The organism is Aurantimonas sp. 22II-16-19i, assembly GCF_002088275.1.
Classification (GTDB): domain Bacteria; phylum Pseudomonadota; class Alphaproteobacteria; order Rhizobiales; family Rhizobiaceae; genus Jiella.
Genome location: NZ_AQQS01000010.1, coordinates 120,361 through 146,603, shown reverse-complemented (window position 1 = coordinate 146,603; position 26,243 = coordinate 120,361). Strand labels below are relative to the sequence as shown.

15 protein-coding genes are annotated in these 26,243 nt (G+C 69.5%); 9 read left to right on the top strand and 6 right to left on the bottom strand.

Going from position 1 to position 26,243, the window contains the following annotated elements; genetic code table 11:
* Positions 1–17: 17 nt before the first annotated feature.
* The 6 genes from tssM to ATO4_RS10555 all read left to right on the top strand — a co-directional run bounded on the left by tssM (position 18) and on the right by ATO4_RS10555 (position 9,802).
* On the top strand, positions 18–3,659 hold the full coding sequence (tssM, locus tag ATO4_RS10580) for a type VI secretion system membrane subunit TssM (RefSeq protein WP_083591488.1): 3,642 nt from the start codon (positions 18–20) through the stop codon (positions 3,657–3,659).
* Positions 3,641–4,444, top strand: coding sequence for a type VI secretion system-associated protein TagF (tagF, locus tag ATO4_RS10575; RefSeq protein ID WP_083591487.1), 804 nt, complete (start codon positions 3,641–3,643; stop codon positions 4,442–4,444). Before tssM ends, tagF begins: the two co-directional genes overlap by 19 nt.
* Positions 4,441–5,196, top strand: a complete 756-nt coding sequence (locus tag ATO4_RS10570) for a protein phosphatase 2C domain-containing protein (RefSeq protein WP_083591486.1) — start codon at positions 4,441–4,443, stop codon at positions 5,194–5,196. The genes tagF and ATO4_RS10570 overlap by 4 nt, the downstream gene beginning before the upstream one ends.
* Positions 5,189–7,411, top strand: a complete 2,223-nt coding sequence (locus ATO4_RS10565; protein ID WP_083591485.1) for a serine/threonine protein kinase — start codon at positions 5,189–5,191, stop codon at positions 7,409–7,411. The genes ATO4_RS10570 and ATO4_RS10565 overlap by 8 nt, the downstream gene beginning before the upstream one ends.
* A gap of 172 nt (positions 7,412–7,583) precedes the next feature.
* Positions 7,584–8,312, top strand: coding sequence for a trehalose-phosphatase (gene otsB, locus ATO4_RS10560; RefSeq protein WP_083591484.1), 729 nt, complete (start codon positions 7,584–7,586; stop codon positions 8,310–8,312).
* A 53-nt stretch (positions 8,313–8,365) separates the two neighbouring features.
* Positions 8,366–9,802, top strand: a complete 1,437-nt coding sequence (locus tag ATO4_RS10555; protein WP_083591483.1) for a trehalose-6-phosphate synthase — start codon at positions 8,366–8,368, stop codon at positions 9,800–9,802.
* A 31-nt stretch (positions 9,803–9,833) separates the two neighbouring features.
* On the opposite strand, the gene ATO4_RS10550 is transcribed toward ATO4_RS10555, so the two are convergent.
* Positions 9,834–10,979: a YbfB/YjiJ family MFS transporter gene (locus ATO4_RS10550; RefSeq protein ID WP_176222937.1), complete on the bottom strand. Its 1,146-nt coding sequence runs from the start codon at positions 10,977–10,979 to the stop codon at positions 9,834–9,836.
* A gap of 289 nt (positions 10,980–11,268) precedes the next feature.
* Between ATO4_RS10550 and ATO4_RS10545 the strand changes: the two genes are divergently transcribed.
* Entirely contained in the window at positions 11,269–12,042 is a 774-nt protein-coding gene (locus ATO4_RS10545) for a polyphosphate kinase (RefSeq protein WP_083591503.1), read from the top strand.
* A 45-nt stretch (positions 12,043–12,087) separates the two neighbouring features.
* Here the strand turns inward: ATO4_RS10545 and ATO4_RS10540 are convergent, their stop codons facing one another.
* Together ATO4_RS10540 and ATO4_RS10535 are read right to left on the bottom strand one after the other, a co-directional pair.
* The gene (locus ATO4_RS10540) at positions 12,088–13,344 is read right to left on the bottom strand and encodes an ATP-binding protein (protein ID WP_083591482.1); all 1,257 of its coding nucleotides are present in this window, start codon (positions 13,342–13,344) and stop codon (positions 12,088–12,090) included.
* Complete coding sequence (locus ATO4_RS10535) at positions 13,341–14,090, bottom strand: response regulator transcription factor (RefSeq protein ID WP_083591502.1); 750 nt, start codon at positions 14,088–14,090, stop codon at positions 13,341–13,343. The genes ATO4_RS10540 and ATO4_RS10535 overlap by 4 nt, the downstream gene beginning before the upstream one ends.
* A gap of 233 nt (positions 14,091–14,323) precedes the next feature.
* On the opposite strand from ATO4_RS10535, the gene ATO4_RS10530 reads away from it, so the two are divergent.
* Positions 14,324–15,289 (top strand): hypothetical protein, encoded by a 966-nt coding sequence (locus ATO4_RS10530; protein WP_139802378.1) that lies wholly within the window; start codon positions 14,324–14,326, stop codon positions 15,287–15,289.
* 331 nt (positions 15,290–15,620) lie between these two features.
* Here the strand turns inward: ATO4_RS10530 and ATO4_RS10525 are convergent, their stop codons facing one another.
* Positions 15,621–16,298: a DUF1045 domain-containing protein gene (locus ATO4_RS10525; protein WP_083591480.1), complete on the bottom strand. Its 678-nt coding sequence runs from the start codon at positions 16,296–16,298 to the stop codon at positions 15,621–15,623.
* Between the two features lie 381 nt (positions 16,299–16,679).
* Here ATO4_RS10525 and ATO4_RS10520 point away from each other — a divergent pair, with 381 nt between their 5' ends.
* A complete protein-coding gene (locus tag ATO4_RS10520; protein WP_245308678.1) occupies positions 16,680–17,495 on the top strand; it encodes a D-alanyl-D-alanine carboxypeptidase family protein in 816 nt (271 codons plus the stop codon).
* A 378-nt stretch (positions 17,496–17,873) separates the two neighbouring features.
* Here the strand turns inward: ATO4_RS10520 and ATO4_RS10515 are convergent, their stop codons facing one another.
* Together ATO4_RS10515 and ATO4_RS10510 are read right to left on the bottom strand one after the other, a co-directional pair.
* Positions 17,874–24,134: a translocation/assembly module TamB domain-containing protein gene (locus ATO4_RS10515; RefSeq protein WP_083591478.1), complete on the bottom strand. Its 6,261-nt coding sequence runs from the start codon at positions 24,132–24,134 to the stop codon at positions 17,874–17,876.
* Positions 24,134–26,035, bottom strand: coding sequence for an autotransporter assembly complex family protein (locus ATO4_RS10510; protein WP_083591477.1), 1,902 nt, complete (start codon positions 26,033–26,035; stop codon positions 24,134–24,136). Before ATO4_RS10510 ends, ATO4_RS10515 begins: the two co-directional genes overlap by 1 nt.
* Between the last annotated feature and the right edge of the window lie 208 nt (positions 26,036–26,243).

Here is a 26,243-nt window from a genome sequence, read left to right as displayed (position 1 = left end):
CAGCCCGGGAGTGGCTCATGAAGCGCCTCGTCCTCCCGAGCCTCGTCCTCGCCGGTCTTCTCGCCTTTGCGACGGTCGTCTGGCTGGCCGGCCCGTTCGTCGCTGTCGCCGACGTGCGGCCGTTCGCCTCGGCTGGCATGCGCTTCGCGGTGATCGCCGTCGTCGGGACCTGGTACGGCCTTCGCCACTGGAAGCGGCGGCGGCGCGAGAAAGCCCTCGAGGAAGCGCTCGTCGCCGAGGGCGGCGCGGACGACGTCATCGGTGACGGGGCCGGTCTGTCTGACCGCATGGCCGACGCCATCGCCGTCCTGAAGACGTCCAGCGGCAGGAGCACCTATCTCTACGAGCTTCCCTGGTACGTGATCATCGGGCCACCCGGTTCCGGGAAGACGACCGCGCTGGTCAATTCCGGACTGGAATTCCCGCTGGCGGGGCCGGGCGGGCCGGCGGCGATCGCCGGGGCCGGCGGCACGCGCTACTGCGACTTCTGGTTCACCGAGGATGCGGTGCTGATCGACACCGCCGGCCGCTATACCACCCAGGATTCCGACGAGAGGTCAGACGCCCGCAGCTGGCTGGCCTTCCTGGCGCTCCTCAAGGCGCAGCGCCCGCGCCAGCCGATCAACGGCGTCATCGTGGCGATCAGCCTCGAAGACCTGATGACCCTTCCCGCCGCCGCGACGGAGACGTTCGCCACCCGGATCCGGGAGCGGCTGACCGAGGTCCACAAGGAGCTGAAGGTCGATTTCCCCGTCTACGTGCTCTTCACCAAGGCCGATCTCGTCGCCGGCTTCTCAGATTTCTTCGGCAGCTTCACCAAGGCGCGGCGGCAGAAGGTCTGGGGGGCGACGGTGCAGAGCGGCCGGCGCGACGCCTCGCTGCTCGACAAGGTGCCGGAGGAGTTCGACGCCCTGGTGCGCCGGCTGACCGAGGAACTGACCGACCGCCTGCAGGAAGAGCCGGACAACCACGCCCGCATCGCCATCTACGGCTTCCCGGCCCAGGTGGCGATGCTGAAGGAGGCGGTCACGGGCATGCTCGGCCGCATCTTCGAGCCGACCCGCTACCGGGCGAAAGCCAGCCTGAGGGGCTTCTACTTCACCTCCGGCACCCAGGAAGAAACGCCGATCGACCAGCTGCTCGGCGCCATGGTGGAGGCAGGCACGGGAGCCGACAGGCGAGGGGCCGCGGTCGGCGGGCTGATGTCGGGCCTCGGCAAGAGCTTCTTCCTCCATGATCTGTTGAAGAAGGTGATCTTCGCGGAGGCCGGCCTCGTCTCCCATGACCGCCGGGCGGTGCTGCGCGGCCTCGCCGTGCGCTACGGCGCCTTCGCTGCGATCGGTATCGCGACCCTTGCGCTCGCCGGCCTCTGGGGCCTCAGCTATGTCGGCAACCGGGCGCTGATCTCCGAGACGCGGGCCGACGTCCGGCGTTTCAATGCCGAGGCGGGGGCGGATCTCACTGCCACCGAGATCGCCGACACCGACGTCGTCCGCCCGGCCGGTGCGCTCGACATCCTGCGGGCCATGCAGGTCGGCTACGACAACCGCGACCAGCCGACGCCGCTGGCCGAGGGTTTCGGCCTCGCGGTCCGGCCGCAACTCGTCTCGGCGGCGGCGGTGGGATATCAGGCGGGGCTCGACCGGATGCTGAAGTCGCGCATCCTGATCGACGTCGAGCAGCGCCTGGCGGGGCTGGTGACCGCCAGCGACCCGATGCCGATCTTCGACGCGCTGAAGGTCTATCTGATGCTCGGCGGCGAGGCGACGAAGGTCGACGCGGAGCTGGTCCGCGACTGGCTGCAGCGCAATCTCTGGGAGGGCGCCTTCGTCGGGCCGGACGGGCGGCGCCTCACCGAGAGCCTCGACCGCCACGTCGCCGCGATGCTCGACCTGTCGGCGCGGCGCGCGCCGAGCTTCGGGGTGAATGCCGACCTCATCGAGACGGCCCGCAAGACGCTCGCCCGCATGACCATCGCCGACCAGGTCTATGCGGCCATCCAGTCCGGCGAGGCCGGCAAGACCGCTGCCTTTCCCGACTTCGTCCTCACCCGGCGGATCGTCCAGGACGCCGACGTCGTCTTTCGCACGCGCGACGGATCGTCGCTCGAAACCCTGCGCATCCCGATGCTATACACGGCGTCCGGTTTCCACGCGGTGTTCCTCGACCGGCTTTCGCAGGCCGCCGCCCGGTTCGCCGAAAACCGCTGGGTCCTCGGCGAATATGGCGACCAGAGCGCCATCGAGGACCAGCTCGGCAATCTCGGGCCGGAGCTTCTGGAGCGTTACGGGCGGGACTTCGTCGCCGCCTGGGAGGGGATGCTCGGCAATCTCGAACTCCAGCCGATGGCGGCCGACGAGCCCTATCACGCGGCGCTGGGGGCGCTCGGCGCGCCGACCTCGCCCCTGGTCGTCCTGGTCGAGGAGGTGGCGCGGGAGACCGAGCTGTCGAAGGGCGAGGCGGATGGCCAGGGGGAAGGCCCGGCCGGCAGCCCCGGCGCGACCAGCGACGTCTCGGCCCTGGCCGAGGTGGCCGGCGCGGTGAAGACGCGGATCAGCGACCGCCTCGGCGGGCTGTCGCGGATCGGCCTCGACATCGCGGTTCGCAAGTCCCAGAGCCGGCTCGGGGCGCTGGTCGGCGGTGGCGCCGCCTCCGACCCGGCGGAGCTTCTGTCCGGTCGTAACATCGAGGCGCACTTCCGCGCCTATCACCGGCTCGCCGACGGAGAACGCGGCAACCGGCCGATCGACGCCCTGCGCCAGAACTTCGCCGAGGTGCACAAGACCCTCGTCACGATGGGCGAGAACCCGGCCTTCGTCGGCCAGGGGGAGGCGGCGCTGCAGGGCTATGTCGGCACGCTGCGCTCGACCGTCTCCCGCCTGCCCGAGCCGGTCGCGCGGATGGTCCAGGCGGCTCTCGCCGACATCGAGGGCGGCGCGATCGACGCCTCCAGGGCCGAACTGGTGCAGGACCTCCAGGGCCGGGTCACGCGCGACTGCAAGCGCATCGTCTCCGGCCGCTACCCCTTCGACCGCGGGAGCAGCAGCGACGTGTCGATCGACGAATTCGCCCGGCTGTTCTCGCCCGACGGCATCATCGAGCGCTTCTTCCAGCAGAAGCTCGCGCCCTATGTCGATCTCAGCGGCAAGTCCTGGCGCTGGCGCGACGACACCCCACTCGGCCGGTCGCTTTCCCAATCGTCCCTGGCCAGCTTTCAGCGGGCGGCGACGATCCGCGACGCGTTCTTCCCGCAGGGCGGCTCTTCGCCGAAGGTGACGCTCCGGGTCGAGCAGACGGCCCTCGACGGCGCCGCCCAATACGCGCTGCTGACGGTCAACGACGAGATCCTCCAGACCTATGCCCAGGGTTTCTCCAGCAGCCAGGCACGCACCTTCGAGTGGCCGGGCGGCGGCGGCGGCGAAGTGATGGTCCATCTGATGCCGCCGATCGAGGGGCGCCAGCACTTCATCAAGAAGGACGGGCCCTGGGCCCTGATGCGGATCATCGCGGCCGGCTCGCCCCAGAAGCGCGGGGACGTGATCCAGTTGCGCTATCCGATCGGCGGGCGCTCGGTGAGTTACCAGTTCAAGATCGATACGGCGCTCAATCCCTTCTATCTGCTCGAGCTGAAGGACTTCCAATGTCCGGCGGATCTGTGAGCGTCAAGGCGGGCGAAACGGCCCGCGCGGCCGAATTCAGCGGGGTGGCCGCTGCGGAGAGGGGGCGCGGGGATGGGGCCGCCGGGCCTTCGCCGGCCACCTGCGAGGTGTCCTTCGCGGTCTTCGGCAAGCTGCCGCAGCGCCGGGATTTCGTCGAACATCGCCTGCCTCGGCCGCTGCTCCTTGCTTGGGAAGGGTTTCTTCAAGCCGGGATGGCGGCCGCCCGCAGGACGCTCACGACGGAGTTCGAGGCCGACTATCTCGTCATGCCCGCCTGGCGCTTCTTTCTCGGCGCAGGATGCTGCGAGGTCGCCGGCCTCGGCGTGCTGGTGCCATCGGTCGATGCCATGGGGCGGCTGTTTCCGCTGTCGATCCTCGCCCTTGCGCCGCAGGGTGCGGCCTTCGACCTTGCGGCCCACGAACGGATCGAGGCGGGCCTGGCGCTGATCGAGGCGCGGCTCTTGTCGGCACTTCGCGCCGACATGGGCGCGCCGTGCGATCTCGGCGCCTTGACCGCCGGCCTCGATCCGCCGCCGCTGGCTTGCGGTGAAGCCGCTCGAACGGATATGGGATGCCGGTTTTGGACCGCCGGCCATGGTGGGCATCGGCCGGCGAGGTTCGTCCGCTGCGGTCTGCCGTCGCCGTCCGACTTCACGGCGATGGTGCTCGGCATCGCTCCCGCCGACGCACCGACGCATACGGCGCACCGGGATGACACGACGTCTTCCGGCCTTCGCCTGGAGGCGGCGAGCGCTCCGGATGCGCCGTCCGAGGGTCGGCCATGACGCCGCGGCTCTTCCGCCTCGACGTCTTCGGCGCGAGCGATGTCGGCCGGGTGCGCGATCTCAACGAGGACCGCTTCTTCGCCGACGCCCGCACCGGCGTCTTCGCCGTCGCCGACGGCATGGGCGGCCATCATGGCGGCGAGCGCGCCAGCGCGGCGATCGTCGAGCGGCTCGCCAGCGTGGGCGTCGCGACGACGGCGCCGGATCTTAGGGCCCGCGTCGAGGCCAGGCTGAACGCCGCCAATGCGGAGATCGTCGCGCTCGGCGAGGCCGCCGGCGCGACGATCGGCTCGACCGTGGTGGTCCTCCTCCTCTTCGGCGATCGCTTCGCCTGCCTCTGGGCCGGCGACAGCCGCCTCTACCGCTTCTCGCGCGGCATTCTCTGGCAGGTCAGCCGCGACCATTCGAAGGTCCAGGAGCTGCTCGACGCCGGCCTCATCACGGCAGGGGAAGCCGCGAACTGGCCGGAGCGCAACGTCATCACCAGGGCGGTCGGCGTCTTTTCCGAGCTCGAACTCTCCCGCATGTCCGATGCGGTGCGGGCGGGCGACGTCTTCCTCCTGTGCAGCGACGGGCTCACCGGCCATGTCGGCGACGACGAGATCGCCACCTGGCTCGCCCGCGCCGACGCGAAGGGCGCCGCCGAGGGGCTGATCGCGGCGGCGCTGCAGCGCGGCGGCTCGGACAACGTCACCGCGCTCGTCCTGCGCTGCCTCGAATCCACCGCTTCGCCGGGAGCCGGGAATGTCTGACCGCCCGTCCGATACGGTCGTCGCAGGCGGCCTTGCCGGCGTGACGGAGGTCCACCGGCCCGCTGCGCGCCTGGAACCCGGCACTGAACTCAACGACACCTATGTGGTCGAGGAACTGCTCGCCGCGGGCGGCATGGGCGAGGTCTATCGCGGCCACAACCTCGCCACCGGCGAAACGGTGGCGATCAAGGTGATCCTGCCGGAATTCGCCGGCGATCCGACCTTCATGCGGCTGTTCCTGCGCGAGGCGTCGACCCTGTCGCGGCTGAGCCACGATGCCATCGTCCGCTCGCAGGTGATGTCCATCGACAAGCGGCTGAACCGCGCCTACTTCGCCATGGAGTTCGTCACCGGCCGCTCTTTGAAGGAGGTCGCCGCCGAGCGTCCGCTGTCGCCCGGCGCCGTCTGTCGCCTGATGTTGCGTCTCGCCTCCGGCCTCGACGTCGCCCACCGCGCCGGCATCGTCCATCGCGACATCGCGCCCGACAACGTCCTCCTGCCCGACGACGACGTGGAGCGGGCCAAGCTGATCGACTTCGGCATCGCCAAATCCGCCCGGCCGGGGGACAAGACCATCCTCGGCGGCAGCTTCGCCGGCAAGTACAATTTCGTCTCGCCCGAGCAGCTCGGCCGCTTCGGCGGCGAGGTCACCGGCAAGTCGGACATCTACAGCCTCGCCCTCGTCGCCGTCGCGGCGCTGCGGGGCCGCCCCGTCGATATGGCCGGCAGCGACTTCGAGCGCTTGGAAAAGCGCGCCCGCGTGCCGGATCTCGCCGATGTGCCGGAGCGGCTCGGCGGGCTCCTCGCGGCGATGCTGCAGCCCGACCCGGCCCACCGGCCGTCCGACATGGCCGAGATCTGCGGAGCGCTGCTCGACATCGGAGCGGAGCTTCCCGGCGGCGCGCCGACGGGCCAGGGATGGCATCCGCGGCGATCCGCGGGAGGCGTGCCGCCCGGCTCGCAAGGTGCGGATGGCGCCACGGCGGCGGCTGCAGGAGGAGCCGGTCCGGCAAGGGACGGAAGGATACGTTGGACGGAGCGGCGGAAGCCGCGGCGCTGGCCGGTCGTGGCGGTCGCGATCGTCGCCGCCGCTGGCGTCTCAGTCGGCGGCATCGTCTGGGCGAGGCCGGACTTTGCCGGCGGCGTCAGCGAAACGGCCCTGCAGATCGCCGCCCGTATCGGCCTCGGCGAGCCGCGAGATGATCCGTCCGTCGATGCGGGCCCGCCAGCAACTGGTGAGGAGACGGCGTCGCAGGATGACCAGCCGCCAGGGCGCCTCGTGCCGGCACTGCCCCGCGGGGCGCCGGCGGGCCCGACGGTCGGCGAGGACCGGCAGGCGATGCTGGGCGAGCCGCCGCGCTTGCCGCCGCTTGCCGCCGATCCGCCCCGGTATCGGCTGCCCGCACCGGCGGATCACGATCCGCGACCCGATCCCCCGACTGGTCGGAGGGATGCGCAGGATCCGGCTCCGGACCGGCCCGCCGATTCTCCACCCTACAGCCAGCCGCCGATCGCGCTGCCGCAACCGCAACCCGCCGATCCGTTGCTCCCCGACGGATCCTTCGAGCCGCCGCAGGAACCGGTGGAGGCTATGGACGATACCGCGCGCTTCGTCGACTTCATCCAGCGGTTCGAGGGCGGAACCTGCTTCCACGCCGTTCCGGCCAGCGTCTCCGACACGAAGGTCCGGATCGATGCCTATGGCAAGGGTGCAGGTCCCGCCCAGCGCCTGCTCGACCGGTTCCAGGCGCGCTTCGGCATCGAGCCTGACATCGGGCTGCGGCCGGTGACCGAAGGCCAGTGCGCCGCCGTCGACTTCGCCGCCGAGCGGCGCAGGAGTCGCGTCGATCGGGCGGCGATCGCGCTCGAAGACGACGTCGTCGGGCGCGGCGCGCCGCTGAAGGCGCGGATCGGCAATCTCGGCGATCATGCCTTCCTCGTCCTCTTCGTCGACGGCCTGGGCTTCGTTCAGGATGCGACGCCCGTCGCCAAGCGGCGCGGTGATGCGGCCAGCCTCGGCCTGTTCTTCCGGCTGAAGCGGGATGCGCCCGAGCGCCAGCTGATGATGGTGATGACCGCCGGGACGCCGCTGGGGGAGATGCTGCCCGGATTGCCGGCGCAGGCAGGCAGCGTATTCGAGGACCTCGCCCGCAAGCTGAAGCAGGCTTCGATCCCCGTCTCTGTGAGCCTGCAGTCGTTTCGGGTGGAGCGCTGATCCCCGGTCGATGCCGGATCGAGCTGGCGAGACCAGCCTCCGCATCCTTCGGCCGTGCCCGCGCTGCGCGTTTCGAAGGCAGCGAGCACGTTTTGCGATACAATCTTTCCGCCGCCGCCCTATCTTTGGGAACAACGAAACGATCCCTCTGACTTGACGAGCCTGTGGAGCGATGAAGCGACCCCCTGCGATCGACGCCAAGACCCATGCGCTGTTTCTCGATTTCGACGGCACGCTCGTCGATCTCGTCGATGACCCCGAGAGCGTCGCGCTGGCTCCTGATCGCATCGAGCGGCTGCAGGAGATGACCGAGCGGCTGGGCGGGGCGCTGGCCATCGTCAGTGGCCGGCGGATCGAGGCGCTCGACCGATTCCTGTCGCCGCTGGCTTTCGCGGCGGCTGGCGTGCACGGGCTGGAGCGCCGGGTGCGGCCGGGCGGCGAGACCCGATTCCTGATGGCGCCGGAAGCGCTCGATCCCGTGCGCGACGCCCTCGCTCCGACATTGGAGGAGAACCGGCGCCTGTCGCTCGAGGACAAGGGCACGGCGCTCGTCCTGCATTATCGCACGGCGCCGGACCTCGCCGAACTGGCGAAGACGGTGATGCACAAGGCCACCCGCGACCGCGACGACCTCCTCGTCATGGAGGGCGACAACATCGTCGAGGTTCACCCCGCCGGAATGGACAAGGGCAGGGCGCTTGCCGACATCATGACCGCGTCGCCCTTCGAGGGACGCATCCCGGTCTATCTCGGCGACGACACCACCGACGAGTTCGCCCTGAAGACGGTTGGGACGATGGGTGGCATCGCCATCAAAGTCGGGACGAAGGACAGCGTCGCCGAATACCGCCTTGCGGACGTGGCGGACGTCCATCACTGGCTGGACATTTGCGGAATCTGATCAACGATCGGCCGGGCGGGCTCCGGCCGGCAGCATGAAGAGGAAGGGAGACGATGGCTGAGGGGCATCGCCGACTGGTCGCAGTATCGAACCGAGTGGGGCCGCTGAACGACGAGGGCAAGGCGGGAGGGCTGGCCGTCGGCTTGTCCGACGCGCTGCGGCGGCGCGGCGGCCTGTGGTTCGGCTGGAGCGGCAACACCTCGCCCGAGGGCACGTTCAGCGAAGTGGTGACCGAGGTCGAGGGCGCCGTCGCGCTGACCACCATCGACATGAACGACGAGGAACTCGAGGGCTTCTACTACGGCTACGCCAACCGGTCGCTGTGGCCGCTGCTGCACTACCGTCTGGACCTTGCCGAGTTCGATCGGCAGTCGGATCGGGTCTATCGCTCGGTCAACCAGCGCTTCGCGGCGCGTCTGGCGCCGATGCTGGAGGAGGACGACCTCGTCTGGATCCACGACTACCACTTCTTCTACATGGGCTCGGAGCTGCGCCAGTGCGGCTTCAAGGGCAAGATCGGCTTCTTCCTGCACATCCCGTTTTGTCCGCCGGAGATCTTCACCGCCCTGCCGTCGAGCCACGACATCGTGCGGGCGATGCTCGCCTATGATGTGATCGGCTTCCAGACCGACACCGACCGGCGCAACTTCGCCAACTTCTGCGTCCGCGAGCTCGGCGGCGAGAAGCTGCCGGGCCACCGCGTCCAGGTGGGCGACCGGATCGTCGTCGCCGACACCTTCCCGATCGGCATCGACGCGCCGGGCTATGCGCGCTTCGCCGTCTCGCCCGAGGCCGGCGAGCACGAGGAGATGGTCCGCGAGATCGCCGGCGACCGGCTGCAGATCATCGGCGTCGACCGGATGGACTATTCGAAGGGCCTGGTCGAGCGGTTCCGCGGCTTCGAGCGGCTGCTCGAGGAATATCCGGAGAACCGCGGCACGGTGCAGTTCCTGCAGGTGGCGCCGCTGTCGCGCTCGGAGCTCGACGCCTATGTCGAACTTCGGCGCGAACTCGAGGAACTCGCCGGCCATGTCAACGGCCGCTTCGCCACCCTCGACTGGACGCCGCTGCAGATCATGACCCGCGGCTTCACCCGGCGGGCGCTGGCCGGCATCTACCGGGCGGCGCGGGTCTGCCTCGTCACGCCGCTGCGCGACGGGATGAACCTCGTCGCCAAGGAATATGTCGCCGCGCAGGATCCCGACGATCCGGGCGTTCTCGTCCTGTCGCGTTTTGCCGGTGCCCGCTCGGAGCTGAAGGACGCGCTGGTGGTCAATCCCTATTCGACCGACGACATGGCGAGGGCCCTGCAACGGGCGCTGACGATGCCTCTCGATGAACGCCGGCAGCGATGGGAGAAGATGCGCGAGTCGGTTTTCCGCGGCACCTCGGCCCATTGGTGCGACGGCTTCATCGACCGGCTGGAGAAGGCGGGGGGCGACGACGATGGCCCGGCCGCCGAAGCGATGGTCGAGGCGCACCCGTCCTGAGGGTCGGGGCAACGGTCGCGCCGGGCTCCGATCAGGACGCCCGGCCGCGGATCGCCCAGAGGACCGCCAGCAGTCCGGCGCCAAGGACGCCGGCGGAAGCCGCGAGGGGCAGCGTGTAGTCGGCAGCTCCGGCCACCAGCTTGCCGGCGACATAGGGGCCGACCATCTGGCCGAGGCCGAAGCCGGCGGTCAGGACCGCAAAGCCGCGACCGCCGAGGCCGCTTCGCCCCAGCGGCATGGTCAGCAGCGTGATGGCGATAAAGGTGCCGCCGAACAGCACCGCGCCGAGGAGCGCCGCCGCCGGGGCGCCGCTCACCACCGGCAAGAGGACACCGACGATCTGCGCCCCGTAGGCCGCGACCAGCGCCAGCGAGAAGCCGATCCGCTCGGCGATCCTCGACCAGAACAGGCAGCTCGGCAGGATCGCGAGGCCGGTGACGATCCACACCCAGTCGCCGAGGTCCTCGATCCCCGGCCGGGTTTTGATCAGTGCGACGATGAAGGTCGCAAAGACCGAGTAGCCGAGGCCCTGGAGCGTGTAGCCGACGAAGAGCGGCCAGAAGGGCAGGGGGCGGGGCACCCGCCGGCGCGGGTCGGCGACCCGCCGGGAGGCCGGCAGGTCGCGCTCGCGCACCAGCATCAGCGCGACCGGTGCGATGAGCGCCGTGATGGCGCCGACCAACACCCAGAGCGTCGAAGATTCCAGCGTCGCGACGAGGAGATGGACGACGAGGCCGGACGCGGCGATGCCGGCTCCGACGCCGCCGAAGACCCAGGCGAGGCGAGCCTCTTCGCCGACTTCCGCCAGCTTTTCGGCGACGATCCCGGCCGCCGAGATCATCGCGAAGGCGCTGGCGAGGCCGGACAGGGTGCGCAGGATCAGCCAGAGCGTGACGTCGCCCGTGAGGCCCATCAGGATCGTGGTGAGGACGCTCGCAATCAGGCCGCCCTGGAAGGCCAGCCGGCGCGCGTTGCCCCTCGAGACCAGCGCCGCGAGCATCGAGCCGGCGAAATAGCCGGCGAAGTTGGCGCTGGCGATCAGCCCGGCCACATCCGGGCCGAAGCCGTACTGGCGCTGCATCAGCGGCAGCAGCGGCGTGTAGAGGAAGCGGCCGACACCCATGACGATGGCAAGGGTGAGGCTTCCCCCAAGAAGAAGCTTGGCAGTGGATCGCATGGGATCGGCGGGCTCTCGCGGCGGCAATGGCCCTGGACAGGCCGTTCGCGCAGATAGTGGGGCACAGCTCTGTCTCGCATGTGGAGCACGCCGCCGCCAAGACCATATGATACGGTATCGGCCGAAGAGACCGGATCGCGCATCGGGCCCGTGCGTCACAGGAGCGGGCCGCAGGTCCGATACTCCGGAGTGAGACCTCCGGCTTTGGATCACGGGCCGAAGGGCGAATATGGGGGGCTGCTCGCGGCGGGCGGGCCTCGGACGATCGAACGGAAAGGCCGGCAGCGCGATGAAGCTCGAACAGCTCGACATGGACGCGAAGATCGACGACCACGCCTACGAAGAGGCGATGGCCGCGCTGATGACGCGGTTCCAGGCGATCCATCAGGCCTATCTCTACCATGGCGAAAAGGCCGTGGTGGCATTCGAGGGATGGGACGCGGCCGGCAAGGGCGGTACCATCCGGCGCATGTCGTCGGTGATGGACCCGCGCGGGCTGAAGGTCTGGCCGATCGGCGCGCCGAGCGAGGAGGAACGCACGCGCCACTATCTCGCCCGGTTCTTCGAGCGGCTCCCGCGCGCCAGGGAGATCGCCGTCTTCGACCGCTCCTGGTATGGCCGCGTGCTCGTCGAGCGGGTCGAGGCGATCACCAGCGAGAAGGCCTGGCAGCGGGCCTACGGCGAGATCAATGCCTTCGAGGCGATGCTGGCCGACGGCGGGACGAAGATCGCCAAGGTGTTCCTCTACATCGACCCGCATGAGCAGCTGAAGCGCTTCGAGAAGCGGCTGGCCGATCCCCTGAAGCGCTGGAAGCTCACCTATGAGGACTTCCGCAACCGCGAGAAATGGGGCGACTATGTCGAGGCGGTGAACGACATGCTGGCGCGCGCCGACACCGCCGACGCCCCCTGGCATGTCGTTCCGGCGAACCAGAAGAAATACGCGCGGATCGACGCCCTGACCCACATCGCCGACAGGCTCTCGGAAGGCGTCGACCTGACGCCGCCGCCGGCCAATCCCGAGCTCGAGAAGCGCTTTCGCCGGGAAACCGGCAGGCCGTAGCTGCTCATGACCTCGGCCCGGTCTTCGACCGGCGCCTAGCGGGTTTCACGCCGGCGCCAGCGGCAGCACGATCACCTGCCTGAGGCCACCTTCGGGCCGGTTGGCGATCCGGATCATGCCGCCTGCCTGGTCGACGATCTCTTTCGCGATCGCCATGCCGAGCCCGGCGCCGGGCTTCAGCTTGCGGCGGCCGGGATCGACCCGGAAGAACGGTTCGAAAGCCCGCTCCAGCATGTCCTCGGGAATGCCGGGGCCGTCGTCCTCGATGCGGATCTCGGCCTCGCGGTCCGACTGTCGCAGCGTCACGTGAGCCTTGCCGCCATGCACGGCGGCATTGTCGATGAGATTGCGCAAGGCGCGCTTGAGGGCGAGGGGCCGGGCCATCACCGTCAGCGCCGGCATCTTGCGCGAAAGCGGCTCGATGTCGCGGCCGATTTCCGTCAGCTCCCGCGCGATGTCGGCCAAAAGCCCCGGCAGCGCCACCGGCTCGGCGGCCTGGGGCTCGACCTCCTCGCGCACCAGCCGGATGGCGCTGTCGGCGATGCGGTCGAGCTCCTCGAGATCCTTCAGCCAGGTCTCCCGTTCGTCGTCGGGCAGGAATTCGGCCCGCAGCCGCATGCGCGTCATCGGCGTCCTGAGGTCGTGGCCGGCGGCGGCGACGAGGCGCATGCGGCTCTCGACCGCCGCCCGCACCCGCGCCGTCAGCCGGTTCAGCGCCGAAGCCGTGGCGCGCACCTCGGCCGGCCCGTCCTCGGGGACATGGGCGGGAAGTCCGTCCGGACCGACCGTGGAGACGGCCCGGTCGAGGATGACGAGCGGCCGGGTCATCTTCGTCGCGGCGAAGATCGACACGGCGGCGACGCCGATCGCCAGCACCGTGAGATAGGTGAGGAAGCCGCGCAGATTTCGTGGGGGAAAGCCCGGATAGGGCAGGTAGGCCCAGCGACCCGGCGTGATCTCGAAGGCGATCTGGCGGGTGCGCGAGGTCGGATCCCCGACGATCCGCACCTTTGTCCGGACGCCGCGCTGCGCCAGGGCCTCGTTGATGCCGCGGCTGTCGTGGACGAAGACGTCCGGCTCCCGGGTCGGCATCCTGCCGATGGTGATGCCGAGCCGCTCGGCGGCCGACGGATCCTCCCGCAGGACCGCCGTGACGATCCGCACCTCCTCGGCGAAGGTCGTCCGGAAGCTGTCGCGGTCCGGACGGTCGAGCGTCAGCAGCGAGACGAGGGCGGCGAGGACGACGACGCCGAGGATCGAGCCGACGAGAAGGACGGCGAGCCGGAAGCGGAGCGACTTCACGGCCGCGCCTCGTCGCCGCCGTCCTCGTCCCGGTCCACTCGCGCGGCGAACTGGTAGCCCCCATTGCGCACTGTCTTGAACAGCCGGAAGACGCCATTGTCGTTGAGCTTGCGCCTGAGGCGGCTCATCGTCACGTCGATCGAGCGGTCGAAGGGATCGACCGAGCGGCCATGCAGGAGGTCCATGAGGATCTCGCGGGAGAGAACCCGTCCCGGCCGGTCGAGGAAGATCATCAGGAGATCGAATTCGGCGCCGGTGAGGGGCACGTCCGCGCCGTCGGGCCCGGTGAGGCTGCGCCGCTCGGGAACGGCGACGAAGCCCTCGAAGCGGTAGATCGGCGCCGTCTCGCCCTCCCTGGTCGCCGCGGCCGCGGCGCCACCGCCGCGACGCAGCACCGCGCGGATCCGGGCGGCCAGCTCGCGCGGGTTGAAGGGCTTGCCGAGATAGTCGTCGGCGCCGAGTTCGAGGCCGATGATCCGGTCGACGTCCTCCTTGAGCGCGGTCAGGAGGATCACCGCCACCTCGGGCTTCTCGTCCTTGATCTGCCGGCAGATATCCAGCCCGGAGGCGTCCGGGAGCATGACGTCGAGCACGACGAGGTCGACGCGGGAATCGGCCAGCCGCTGCTGGCATTGCCGGCGATTGGCGGCGAGCTGGCAACGAAAGCCTTGCCCCTCGAGATATTTGCCGAGGAGACGGCAGATCTCCGGATCGTCGTCGACGACGAGAATGTTGGGTTGGGTCATCGTCGGGTGTCCCATTGCGAAGGTCATGGATCCTGCCTCGTGCGAGGCTGTCATTGCGCCGTCCGGCGCATGGGCGCGAGACGCAAATTGTTACCGCGTGTTGCCCCGCCGGCTGTCGATACATGCCGTAACAAATCAGGCGCTTCCTGGCGACGTTCGGCAACTTTCCGCCGCATCTGCGCAACAACCCCTCTCTATCACTCGTTCATCACTCGAAGCAGAGGAGATCAGTGATGAGATCAGTTCGAGATACCGAAACCGCCGTCATGAAGAAGCGCCGCTTCGGCCGCCGTGCCGGCATGACCACCGGCGCCATTCTCGCGGCGGCACTCGTCGGCACCAGCGCCTTTGCCCAGTCCGCTCCCCAGTCCGGCCGGGAGCAGGCGCAGACGATGCGGCCCGGCGATGCGGCCAAGGGCCAGATGCGCTTTGCCGAGCGCGGCGACCGGGAGGGTGGCCCCAGATGGCACCACGGGCGCGACGATCGCGGACCGGGCCATCGCGGACCCGGCCGGCACGGGCCGCGCGGCGGCATGATGATGTCCCCGGCCAAGCTCGCCGGCGCGCTGGCGGCGCTGGAAACCGGCGTCGGCATCCAGCCCGACCAGATGGCGACGTGGCGCACCTTCACCGGCGCGCTGATCGCCTTCGCCGAATCGGTGCAGCCGCCGCGCCATGGAATGCGTGGCATGGGCCCCGGACCCCGCGGCATGGGAGCGGACGACGAGGCGGATGATGCGGCCGATGCGCCGGACGTGACGGCGCCACAGGACGGCGCGGCACAGGCCTCGCCGGGCGCGAGCGGTTCGCAGAACCGGGACGGGCGTGAACTCTTCGCTTTCAAGATGCTCGACCGCTTCGCCGACCGCGCGATCGAGGCCGGGGAAAGGGCCGAGACCCTGAAATCGGCTCTGGCCGATCTCGAGAGGACGCTGACGCCGGAGCAGATCGACACGGCGCGTGGTCTCGTCCGCTCGATGATGCGCGACATGCGCCACGAGTGGCGCCGGGGTGAGCACGGACCCCGCCATGGCATGGGCCCACGCCACGGCGGCCGGGACGGTCATCGGTTCGGCGATCGCGACGACGGTCCGCGCGGCCCGAAGCCGGACGAGATGCGCAATCAGCCGGACAGGCAGGGCATGCCGGACGGCGCCGGCTCCGATGACGACGAGGATGGCGGCCCGGAACGCGGCTGAGCCTTCCGGGCATGGTCGCGGAGGGGCGGCAATATCGTTGCCGCAGATCCGGCCCGATCATGCGGGATGAAGAGCTGGAGCGGGACGGAGGACGAGGCACGCCCCGCTCCCAGAGGATGATCCCGAAAAGTGGGAACCGGTTTTCGGGATCATGCGGCAACAATAAGATGGAGCGGGATGTCGATCGAAGCTGATCTCATCCCGCTCTAGGCGACCAGATACGGCGGCGGGGCCATCCCCTCGGCATTGCCGCCGTTCCGCCAGGCCGGCCGCCACCGACCGAGCGGGTGGGAACCGCCGAGGCGCTGACCCGCCTCGGCGGTTTTCTGCGTTACGAGGGCAGCGTCTCGAAGCGATGCACCGAGTGGACACGGAACGGCGCTTCCGGCTCCGGCTCGACGAAGATCGCCAGCTGGTCGATCGCAAGCTTCTGGCCGTCGAAGCCGCCGAATGCCGCCTCGAGATCCGGGCGGAGCGTCTCGGCCTCGGCGGCGGGCAGGGCGCCCGACAGCGTCATGTGGAAGCGGAATTCCTCGAAGACGTAAGGATAGCCCCATTCAGCGAGATAGTCCCGCTGGCGCTCGGTCAGTCGCTCCGGTCGACGGCGCGCGATCTCCGCCTCCGTCGGCTGCGCCCGGAACGGCGCGAAGGCCCGAACGGCGGCCTCCTCCAGCGTCTGCAGCTTCGCCGAGGGCTCGGCGGGAACGAGGGCGAAGAAGGCCCCGAGCGCCCGCGGAACGGCGGCGGTGACCTCGAACGGCGTCTGGCTGGCGCAGAATTCGGCCAGCCGCGCGTCGACGTCCTCGAGATGGGACGTCCCGATCAGGCGAAACGGCGCGACGATGGTCGCATGGAAGCCGTAGCGGGCCGGCGAAGCCACGAGCGGATCGCGCTGCTCGTCTGGCATGCGGGTGGGTTCGCCGTCGAACGGATTGCGGCCGAGCCATTGAGCCGCCGCCTGGGCCAGCGCCGAACCGGCCGGCGGAGTGAAGTAGATCGCCGCGCGCATGGGTTCGCCTCCAGATATGGCCAGTCAAGGCGGAAGCTGGCCGCCTGCCGAACGCGATGCATGGTCAGCCGCTTGCGCCCCGCCGCGGGCCGTTGCGGACCACAGTGCTCCCGTCATGGTGACGCGGTGATGTCAGGACAGTCGGGAAACGTCCACCCCTTGGAGCCGCCTCCAACCTGCGCCCCACGCGAGACACACCGTCATGTGGCATGGCCGGCACAGGCGAAGCGGGAAGTCTTTCAAGGCTCTCTTCTCGGTTTGACAGGATTCCGGCAGGTTGCGCATAGCTCCTGCAGCGCAACCCCCCAAACTGACGGCAGGCCCATGCGACACTGGTCTCAGGCAATTCGTTCCGCCCGGCCTTTCCGTCTTCTTGCCGCGATGCTTCTCGCGGCCACGCTCGCCGGCTGCCAGACCGCCGAGCTCTCGCCGGCCGGCCTCGGCATCGCGACGCTGAACGACCAGAGCGTCGCCGAGATCCGCGGGCGCTCGGTCCTCGTGATGGACTACCAGTCCGGCCGCATCCTCGAGGCGGAAAAGCCGGACGCGCTGCGCTATCCGGCGTCGCTGTCGAAGATGATGACGCTGTATCTGCTGTTCGAGGCGGTCGACACGGGCAGGATCTCCCTCGATACCGAGCTGGTGGTCAGCGCCGAGGCGGCATCAGAGCCGCCATCCAAGCTCGGCTTCAAGCCGGGCGAGACGATCTCCGTGCGCGATGCCGCGCAGGCTCTTGCAACCAAGTCGGCCAACGACGTCGCCGTCGCCGTCGCGGAAAATCTCGGCGGAACGCAGGAGAATTTCGCCGCCGTCATGACCGCCAAAGCGCGGTCGCTCGGCATGCGCAACACCCGCTTCGTCAACGCCTCGGGTCTCCCCGACCCCCGCCAGATCTCGACGGCGCGCGACATGGCGATCCTGGCGCGGGCCCTGATCTCGCGCAACCAGCGCTACATGCCGATGTTCCGCGTCACCGAATTCTCCTTCAAGGGCCGCACCTTCCGGGCCACCAACAAGCTGCTCGGCAAGGTCGACGGCGTCGACGGGCTGAAGACCGGCTACATCCGCGATTCCGGCTTCCACCTCGTCGCCACCGCCACGCGCGGCGGCCGGCGGATCGTCGTCGTCGTGATGGGCGGCCAGACGGGCGCCGTCCGCAACGCCGAAGCCACGGCGCTGATCGACAAGTATCTGTAGTCGATGAGCCAACGGCGAGGGCAGGGTCTTCTCTCCCCGCTGCTGCGGTGCTGCAGCAGACACTCCGGTCGATCCCGGTACGAGCCGAGAGATGACGCCGCGGTGAGAGAAGCCGCCTGAGAAGGCGTGTTCGCAGCGTTGCACTGCGACCCGTGACACGCACGATTGGTCTTGCGGGTATGCGTGAGAGCCGGGGACCGACCCTGCCGATGACAAGACAATCCGTTTTGCCGCGGTGTTCCACCACTCGGGCCGCTGCCGACATTCCAGCGACGACCGACAGCCACCGGAGCGAACCCGCCCCGAGGCAGTCAAACGAGACGAGTTTTTGAGTTCAGCAACGCGGGAAGCGGCGCGATCGCGTCGCCCGCCCCAGCCTCAGAACTCGCCCTCGTAGAACACGCCCACCTCGCCTCCGCCGGAGGAGGTGACGGCGCCGCGGGCCTTCAAGCCGCCGCCGAGCTTCAGGTCGATCGACACCCGGCCGGTCGAATCGACGCCGACATAGGTATTCTCGTTCAGATACTTGCCGACGCCGACCGCGGTCTGGCCATCGGCCGTGGTGCTGACGTTCAGGTCGTCGACGCCGAGCTGCGAGCGCAGATTGTCGAGAAGGCCGGTCGAGCCGCCGACGCCGGCGAGCGTTGCCGCGGCCTCCGCCAGCTGGGCGATCTGCAGCGGCGACAGGTCGGAGGTGCCCTGGCCGAAGATCAGCCGCGCCAGCACCTCGTCCTGGGGCAGGGCCGGGTTCGACGAGAAGCTGACGGAGGGATTGTCCGCCGGCCCGGTGACGGTCACGAAGATCGTCGTGTCGTTGACGGTCGAGGAGGCCTCGAGGTCGAGGGTCGGGACCAGATTGCCGGTGAAGCTCAGATTGCCGCGCTGGAAGGTCAGCTGCTTGGCGAGGATCTGGAAGCGGCCCCGGACCAGTTCGAAGCCGCCGACGATGGAGAGATTGGAAGCCGGCCCGGTGATCCGCAGCGAGCCGCCGAGCTCGAGATCGAGGCCGCGGCCGCGCACGAAGACCCGGTTCGGCGCGTTGAAGGTGATGTCGAGATCGATGCCGCCGCCGCTGGTGCCGCCGGCGTTCTTGGGGAAGAGTTCGCGCTGCTGTTCCAGCACCGCGGCGCTGGCATTGCGGTGGGTGACGTCGATCCGCGCCAGCGACGAGGGCAGGTTGTCCGGCACGATGATGTCGATCTCGGTGGCGTTGATCGTGCCGGCAAGGGTCGGCGTCGCGACCAGCGGGCCGGTCAGCGTCAGGTCGGCCGAGAGCCGCGCGGCGACGAGTTCGCCGTCGTTGTAGCGCGCCCTGTCGGCGTTGATCGTCAGGTCGGCCGGGAACTGGCCGGTAAGGCCGATCGTGCCGCCGATCGTGACGGTGCCGCCGGAGGAGATCTGGCCGGTGAAGCTCTGGATCGTCGCGCTGCTGCCGTTGAGCGCGATCGTCGTGGTGATGTCGTTGAGGGCGATATTGAAGCCGGTATCCACCAGCCTCGCACCGGCGACGCTGACCGTGCCGTTGACGTTCGGCTGGGTGGCCGGGCCGGTGATGCGGGCATCCACGCGCGCCGTGCCATCGAGGGAGCGGCCGCCCTCCGCCAGGATCGGGTTGGCCAGCGACAGGGGAGCGGTGCCGTTCGCGGTGAGGTCGAGGGTGGGCGTGCCGGACAGCCCGACCGAGCCGTTGACCGCGAGTTCGATGCCGCTGCCGGTCAGCCGGGTGTCGGTGGTGACCCGGTTGCCGGCATACTGGCCCTGCGTGGCGATCTGCAGCGCGCCGACGCCGGCCTGCCGGGTTGGCTGGATCGAGACGCCGGAGGCGGTGACGTCGTAGCGGACCTGGGGATTGCTCGGCGCGCCGGTCGCCCGGACGGTGCCGTTGATCGTGCCCTGGGGGGCCAGATCGCCGGCGGCCGCGCTGGCGATCGAGGCGGGCAGGTCGCGGATCTCCGCCGTGAGGTTCAGATTGCTGGTGCTCGCCCCGCCGGTGACGCGGATGGTGCCGCCGCCGGCCCGGACGAGTGCCTGGTCGAGGGCGAGGTTGCCGTTCTGATAGGCGCCGGCAAGGTCGGCGCTGAGGGGAGGGGCGCCGGCGGCCCGGCTCTGGGCGACGGAGATGTTCGCCGCCGAGAGCTTGAAACGCGCATTCGGGCTGGAAAGAGAACCCGACGCGCTGGCCGTGCCGGACACGGTGCCCTGCGCGCCGAGACCGGCGACGAAGCCATTGGCGATGCCGACCGGCAGCTGATTCAGGTCCACGGCGATGTCGAGGGCCTGGCCGACCGTGCCCCTGGCGGTGAGCCTGCCGTTGCCCACGACGACCTCGGCATTGGCGAGGTTGAGGGTGCCGTCGTCATAGGTGCCGGCGGCGTCGAGGGTGAGCGGCGCCGTGCCCGAGCGGGCGATGTCGCTCGTGGTGATGCCCCGGCCGGTGACGGTGAACTCGGCGGACGGGTTCGACAGGGAGCCGGTCGCCCTCGCGCTGCCCGAGATCGTGCCACTGGCGCCGAGGCCCTGGACGAAGCCGTTGGCAAGCCCCGCGGGGATGTCGTCGGCGGTGACGTCGAGGTTCAGCTGGTCGCCGACGGTGCCCTTCGCCGTCAGCGATCCCTCGCCGACCTGCACATCGGCCGTCTCGATGGTCGCGGTGCCGTCGGCATAGGAGCCGCTCGCGTCGAGGCTGAGCGGCGCGACGCCGGACGCGGCGATCTGGTCGGTCGTGATCCCGCTGCCCGTCAGCTGGAAGGTCGCGTTGGGATCGGACAGCGATCCGGTCGCCCTGCCGGTGCCCGAGATCGTGCCCGTGGCGTTCAGCCCGGAGACGAAGCCGTTGGCGAGGCCGACGGGGAGGGCGTCCAGCGCGAGATCGAGGTTCAACTCCTCGCCGACCGTGCCCGATGCCCTGAGCGAGCCGTCGCCGACGTCGAGCCGGGCGGTGTCGAGGCTCAGCGTCCCATCGCGGAAATTGCCCGCTGCATCCATCGTCAGCGGCGGCACGCCGCCCTTGGCGATCGCCTCCGTGGTGATGGCGGTGCCGGTGAGGTCGAAGCTCGCGACGGGGTTCTGGAGCGTGCCGGTCGCCTTCGCGCTGCCGGAGATCGTGCCTTCGGCGGCAAGACCGTCGACGAAGCCGTTGGCGAGGCCGACCGGCAGGCGGTTGACTTCAGCGGTCAAGTCGAGCGTGTCGCCGACGCGGCCGGAGACATTGAGCGAGCCGTCGCCGACATTGACGACGCCGGTCTCGATATCGGCCGTGCCGTCGGCATAGCGGCCGGCAAGCCGCAGGTCGAGCGGCTTGACGCCGGACTTAGCGATCTCGTTTGTGGTGATCCCGCTGCCGGTGAGGTCGAAGGTGGCGCTGGGGTCGTCGAGGGTTCCGGTGGCGCTGGCCGTGCCGGAGATCGTACCCTCCGCGGACAGGTCCGGCACGAAGCCGTTCACCAGCCCGACGGGGAGATTTTGCGCTCGCACCTCAATGTCGAGCGCTTCGCCGACCGTGCCTGACGCCGCGAGCGAGCCGTCGCCGACGTCGATGTCGGCATTGGCGAGGGTCAATGTGCCTTGCTCGTAGGAGCCCGAGGCATCGAGCGACAGCGGCTCGATGCCGGCCTCGCCGATGGCCCTGGCGGTGATCTCGCGCCCGGTGAGCGAGAAGGACGCCGCCGGCTCGCTGGTCGTGCCGGACAGCTGCGCCTCGCCCGAGAGCGTCCCCGAGGCGTCGAGCCCCTCGACGAAGGCGTTGGCGATGGCGACGGGGGCCTGGGAGAGGTCGATGTCGAGGTCGATCGTCTCGCCGATCGATCCCGATGCCGTCAGCGAGCCTTCGCCGAGATCGAGCCGCGCCGTCTGGAGCTGCAGCGTGCCGCCGGAATAACTTCCGGCGATGGTTCCGTCGACCGGCGGTGTCGCGGGGCCGCCCGTGCGGTCGGCGACGATCTGGCGCAGCCGCAGGTCGAACCGTGCGTCGGGGTCGCTCGCCTGGCCGGAGACCGCGGCCGTGCCGTCGATCGTGCCGGCCAGCGCGAGATCGGGAACGAACGGGCTGGCGACGGCGGCAGGCACGGCTTCCAGCGTTGCCGACAGGTCCAGCGTCTCGCCGGCGGTGCCGGAGGCGGTGAGCCGTCCGTCGCCGATCGACAGGACGAGATCGCTGAGGGAGGTCGTGCCGTCGGCGATCCGCACCCGCGCCGGATCCACCAGCGCGACCGCCGCGTCGGGGATTGCGGCGGTGAGCGTTTCGAGCGCGATCAGCGTCTCGTTGGGCGTGAAGCTGGCGTTGCCGGCGAGGTCGACCGGCACGCCGTTCGCCCGCGCCGAGACGTCGATCCCGGTGCCGTCGCCCGCGCGCGCGAGTTGAATGGTGAGGTTCTCGATGTCGATGCCGGCGGTGCCGATGGAGAGCGCGGTGACGCTGCCTTCGGGCTTGGGAACACCCAGATAGTCGAAGAGGCTGAGGTCGATCTTCGCGCCGGCAAGAGTGGTGCCCGCGACCGAGACGCTGTCGCCGGCAAGGTTCGGCCGCGCCACCGGCGTTCCATCGGGCAGCACGTCGAAACCGATCGTGCCGGAGACGTCGCCGCTGGCCTCGACGCCGCCGAGAGCGGCGAGGGCGGCGAGATCGTCGAGATTGACGTCGAGCGTGCCGGTCGGCAGGAAGTTCTCGCCGAGGACGAGGTCGCCCGAGATGCGGTTCGGGCCCTGGCGGATGACGAGGCCGGAGAGCCGCCGTTCGCCGCTGTCCTGCGTCGTCAGCTGCGCCTTGCCTTCGAGCGGCTGGCCGTCGATGACACCGGAGATGTCGACGCTGGCGCGGGGCGAACCGGGATCCAGGGTGCCCGTCGCCCGGACGGTGAGTTCGGCGAGTTCGCGGCCGTTGATCGACAGGCCGTTGCCGTCGACGGTGAGGTTCACGTCGGGCTTTTCCACCGGGCCGCTGGCGGTGAGATCGAAGGTGGCTGCGCCCGAGAGCGACTGGCTGACGCTGCCGGCATTGGCGAGGCGGCCGGAGATGTCGGCTGTGACGGTCTCGCCGGAGAGGCCGGCGGAGCCTTCGACGGAGAGGTTGTCGCCGGTGACCTTGAGATCGCTGGCGGCGAGCGCGCCATCCGCGGTCCGTGTGACATTGCCCGCGACGGCCAGCGTCTCGCCTGCCACCGGTGAGAGCGCTGCCGACAGCGCCACGGTCTGGAAGTTCGAGTCGAGCGCCAGGTCGAAGGTCGAGAAATTCAGCGCCGCCGAACCGGTGACGCGCAGGTTGGCGGTGTCCGTCTGGAGCGTCACCGGGTCGAGCCGGAGGCCCGCCTCGCCGAGGGCGCCGTTGCCCTCGATCCTGATCGGGCCGTCGAAGAAGCGCTGCTGGACGCCTTCCGGCGCCCTTGCCGAGGCGGCGCTCGCCGAAAGCTGCACGGGACCGGCGAGGCCGGTGACGTCGAAGCCCTGGCTCGACAGCCGGGCGCCGAGATTGTCGGCGGCGTAGTCGCCATAGACGAGCTGGGGCAGGCTGGCATTCACCGACAGGTCGGCGCTGGACAGCGCGCCCGTCAGGGCGGCTTCGACGCTGGCGATGGAGATCTCGATCGGCGTCTCCGCCGTTCCCAGCGACAAGGCGAGGGGGCCACCCCCGGGGGCGCTCAGCTGGACGGCGAGGTCGTTGCCGGAGCCGGACGGATCCACCGCACCCGTCGCCGAGAGCTGGATCGCCTCGGACGACAAGGTGCCCTGCTCGATACGGTAGGTGCCGTCGTCCCGGATCTCGACGGTGGCGTCGAGATTGGCGCCGCGTGCGACGTAGCGCTGATAGGCCTCGGGCACGAAGCGCTCGGCCGCGACGTTGAGCGACAGGGCGGCGCGATAGGCCGCATCCTGCCGGTCGACCCGGGCCGTCAGGGTGGCGGCCTGCTGGTTGTCGACGGTGAGAGCGCCGTTCGCCATGAAGCCGGAAAGCGGGCCGGACCCGTTGACCGCCAGTTGCACCGGCGGCGCGCCGGGAATGCCGAGAAGGGTGGCGACGAGGCCGCCCTGCGGCTCGCTGGCGTCGACGGCGATGACGAGCCGGTTGTCGTCCGGCGCGAACTCGACGTTGAAGGCGACGCGGCCCGGCTGGTCCAGGCGCTCGACGGTGGCCTCGGCCGAGACCTGCGTCGGGTCGGCCTCGAGCTTCAGGCTGGCATTGGCCTTGAGACGCGCCCGCGTGCCGGCGATCGCCTCGCCGAGGATGAACTCGTCGATGGCGATGGACCGGATGTCGGCGGTGATCGACGGCAGCGACAAGCCGCCGCCGCCTTCGCTGGCGGGCTGCCCGCGGGGCAGGCGCTCGAAGACGATCTGGCCGGCGGTGAGCTGCTCGATCGAGACGTTGGAGCGCACCAGCGCCAGCGGCGACCAGTCCATGGCGAGGTCGGTGGCGGTCAGGAACGTGCCCTGGGGGTCGGAGACCGTGACCTTCTCGATGCGGATCGCGCCGGTGAGGGCGCCGGACAGTCCCTCGATGTCGACCTTCATCGTGTCGGTCGAGACGAGGTTCTCGATCTGGCTGGCGATGAATTGCTGGGCCTCTGCCGGTCGGCTCGTCGGAACGAGTGCGGCGAGGGCCAGGAAGAACGTCAGGGCGAGGGCGGCGAGGCGTTCGTTGATCATCAGAAGGCCTGTCCGATACCGGCATAGATCTGGTAGCCCGCGTCCCGCGGCCCGGGATCGAGCGGGATGCCGACGTCGATGCGGATCGGCCCGAAGCTCGTCAGGTAGCGGGCGCCGATACCGGCACCGAGCTTGAAGTTGGAAAAGTCCGGCACGAGGTCGTCGGAGACCGTGCCGAAGTCGAGGAAGGGCACGACCTGGATGTTCTCTGTGATGCCGATGCGTGCCTCGACCGAGCCGTCGAACAGCGACAGGCCGCCCGTCGGCGTATCGGTGAATTCCGGATTGAAGCCCGAGCCCGCCGGCACATTGCCGGGGAAGTATGGCCCGATGGACTGGAACTCGTAGCCGCGCACCGAGCCGCCGCCGCCGGCGTAGAAGCGCCGATCGTTGGGGATGTCGAGGAGGTCGGCGCCGAAGACCGTGCCGTAGCCGAGGCGGCTGGCGAGGATGAGCCGGTCGCTCTCCGTCAGCGACAGATAGGCACGGCCGTCGAGCCTGGTCTTGACGAAGGGCGTCGAGGTATTGAAGCCGTAGGAAGGCTCGGCCAGCGCCTGGAAATAGAAGCCCTCGGTGGGGTTCAGCTCGTTGTCGCGGCCGTCATAGGTGTAGGTGATCGGCACCGAGGCGATGAAATAATCGCGGGTTCCGAGATAGTCGGTGATCTCTTCGTATTCGCCCCGCAGCGAGACGTTCACCGTCTGCTGCTTGTCGATCTCGTATTCGACGCCGCTGGTGGCGGCATAGCTCGTCCGGTCGTAGGCGAGGGGTTGCTCCCGCTTGATCTCCAGCGAGCCGATATAGACGGAGTTGGGGCCGAGAACGCCCGGCTTCTTGAACACCAGCGAGCTCGAATAGTCGAAACCGTCAGTCTCGCGGGCCTCGCCGGACACGGCGGTCGCGCCGATCCGCGAGACGGAGGCGTCGAAGCGGATCGACTCGGCCCGGCCGAAGAGGTTGCGATAGCCGACATAGCCGTTGGCACCGGCGCCTTCGGTGTTGGAATAGGTCGCGCCGACGCCGTAATAGCCGAACTTGCGCTCCCCCACCTCGACCTGCACCGGCAGCGAGCCGTCCGCGGCCTGGGCTTTCGCCTCCTTGACGGTCACCGACGAGAAGACGCCGAGCTTCAGGAGCCGGTCCCGCGCATCGGCGAGTTCCTGCGGCGAGAACACCTCGCCCGCCTTGATGCCGGTCATGTAGGCGATGAAGCCGGGATCGACGTCCTCGGCGCCCTCGACCCAGATGTCGCCGAACGGCACGCGGGGGCCAGGATCGAGGCGCGCCTCATATTCGAGGCGGTTGTTGGCGGCGTCGGCGATGATGTCGCGGTCGGTGACGGCGACGAAGGGGCGTCCGTCCTGTCGCAGCTTCGAGAACATCCTCGCCTCGGCTTCGAGAACCTCGGCCGAGCCGGCCGCGCCTCCGGGTGCCAGTCCGTATTCCGCCGGATCGACGGGAATGCCGCCGCTCGTCACCGCGATCCGGCCGAGCGTATATTTCGGCCCCGGCCGAACGCGGATCGTCACCGGCACCGGGCGGGCCGAGAATTCCGCATCCGGCTGCAGCGTCGTGATGTCGCGGCCCTCGATGAAGATGTCGACGAGGCCGTCATAGCGGGCGTTCTCGAACAGGGCGGCGACGAGACGCTTGCGATCGGTCTTCGCCTTTGAGAGCAGCCCGAGGGAACCGGACACCGGCTCGTCCTCCTCGCCGACGAGGCTGGACGCGGTGCTGAGAGAATCCTGCAGCGTGCCGTCGTCGTCCGGCGCCGGCTCGACCGTCAGGGTCGCGTCGTAGTTCAGCGGGTCGATCACCTCGACCGCCGAATCGGGGCTCTCGAAGAACGTTACGCCGAAGATCTCGAACGCATGGGCAGGCGAGGTCAGGCAGATCGCCATGGCAATCGACAGACAGATTGCAGGCGGGCGTCCAATTCCGAGCAAACGCTTACATCCCCTGAGCCAGCGATCATGCGGAGGGACGAGTGCCGGCTGTCATGGCGCGGCGAGGCCGAAGAGGCCCCTCCCGAAAAGTTTCACTCCCCCCTTCAGGTGCAGGTAAGGATGACGGGAATTGATGAAATAACAACTACCTCCGGCCCCCAAA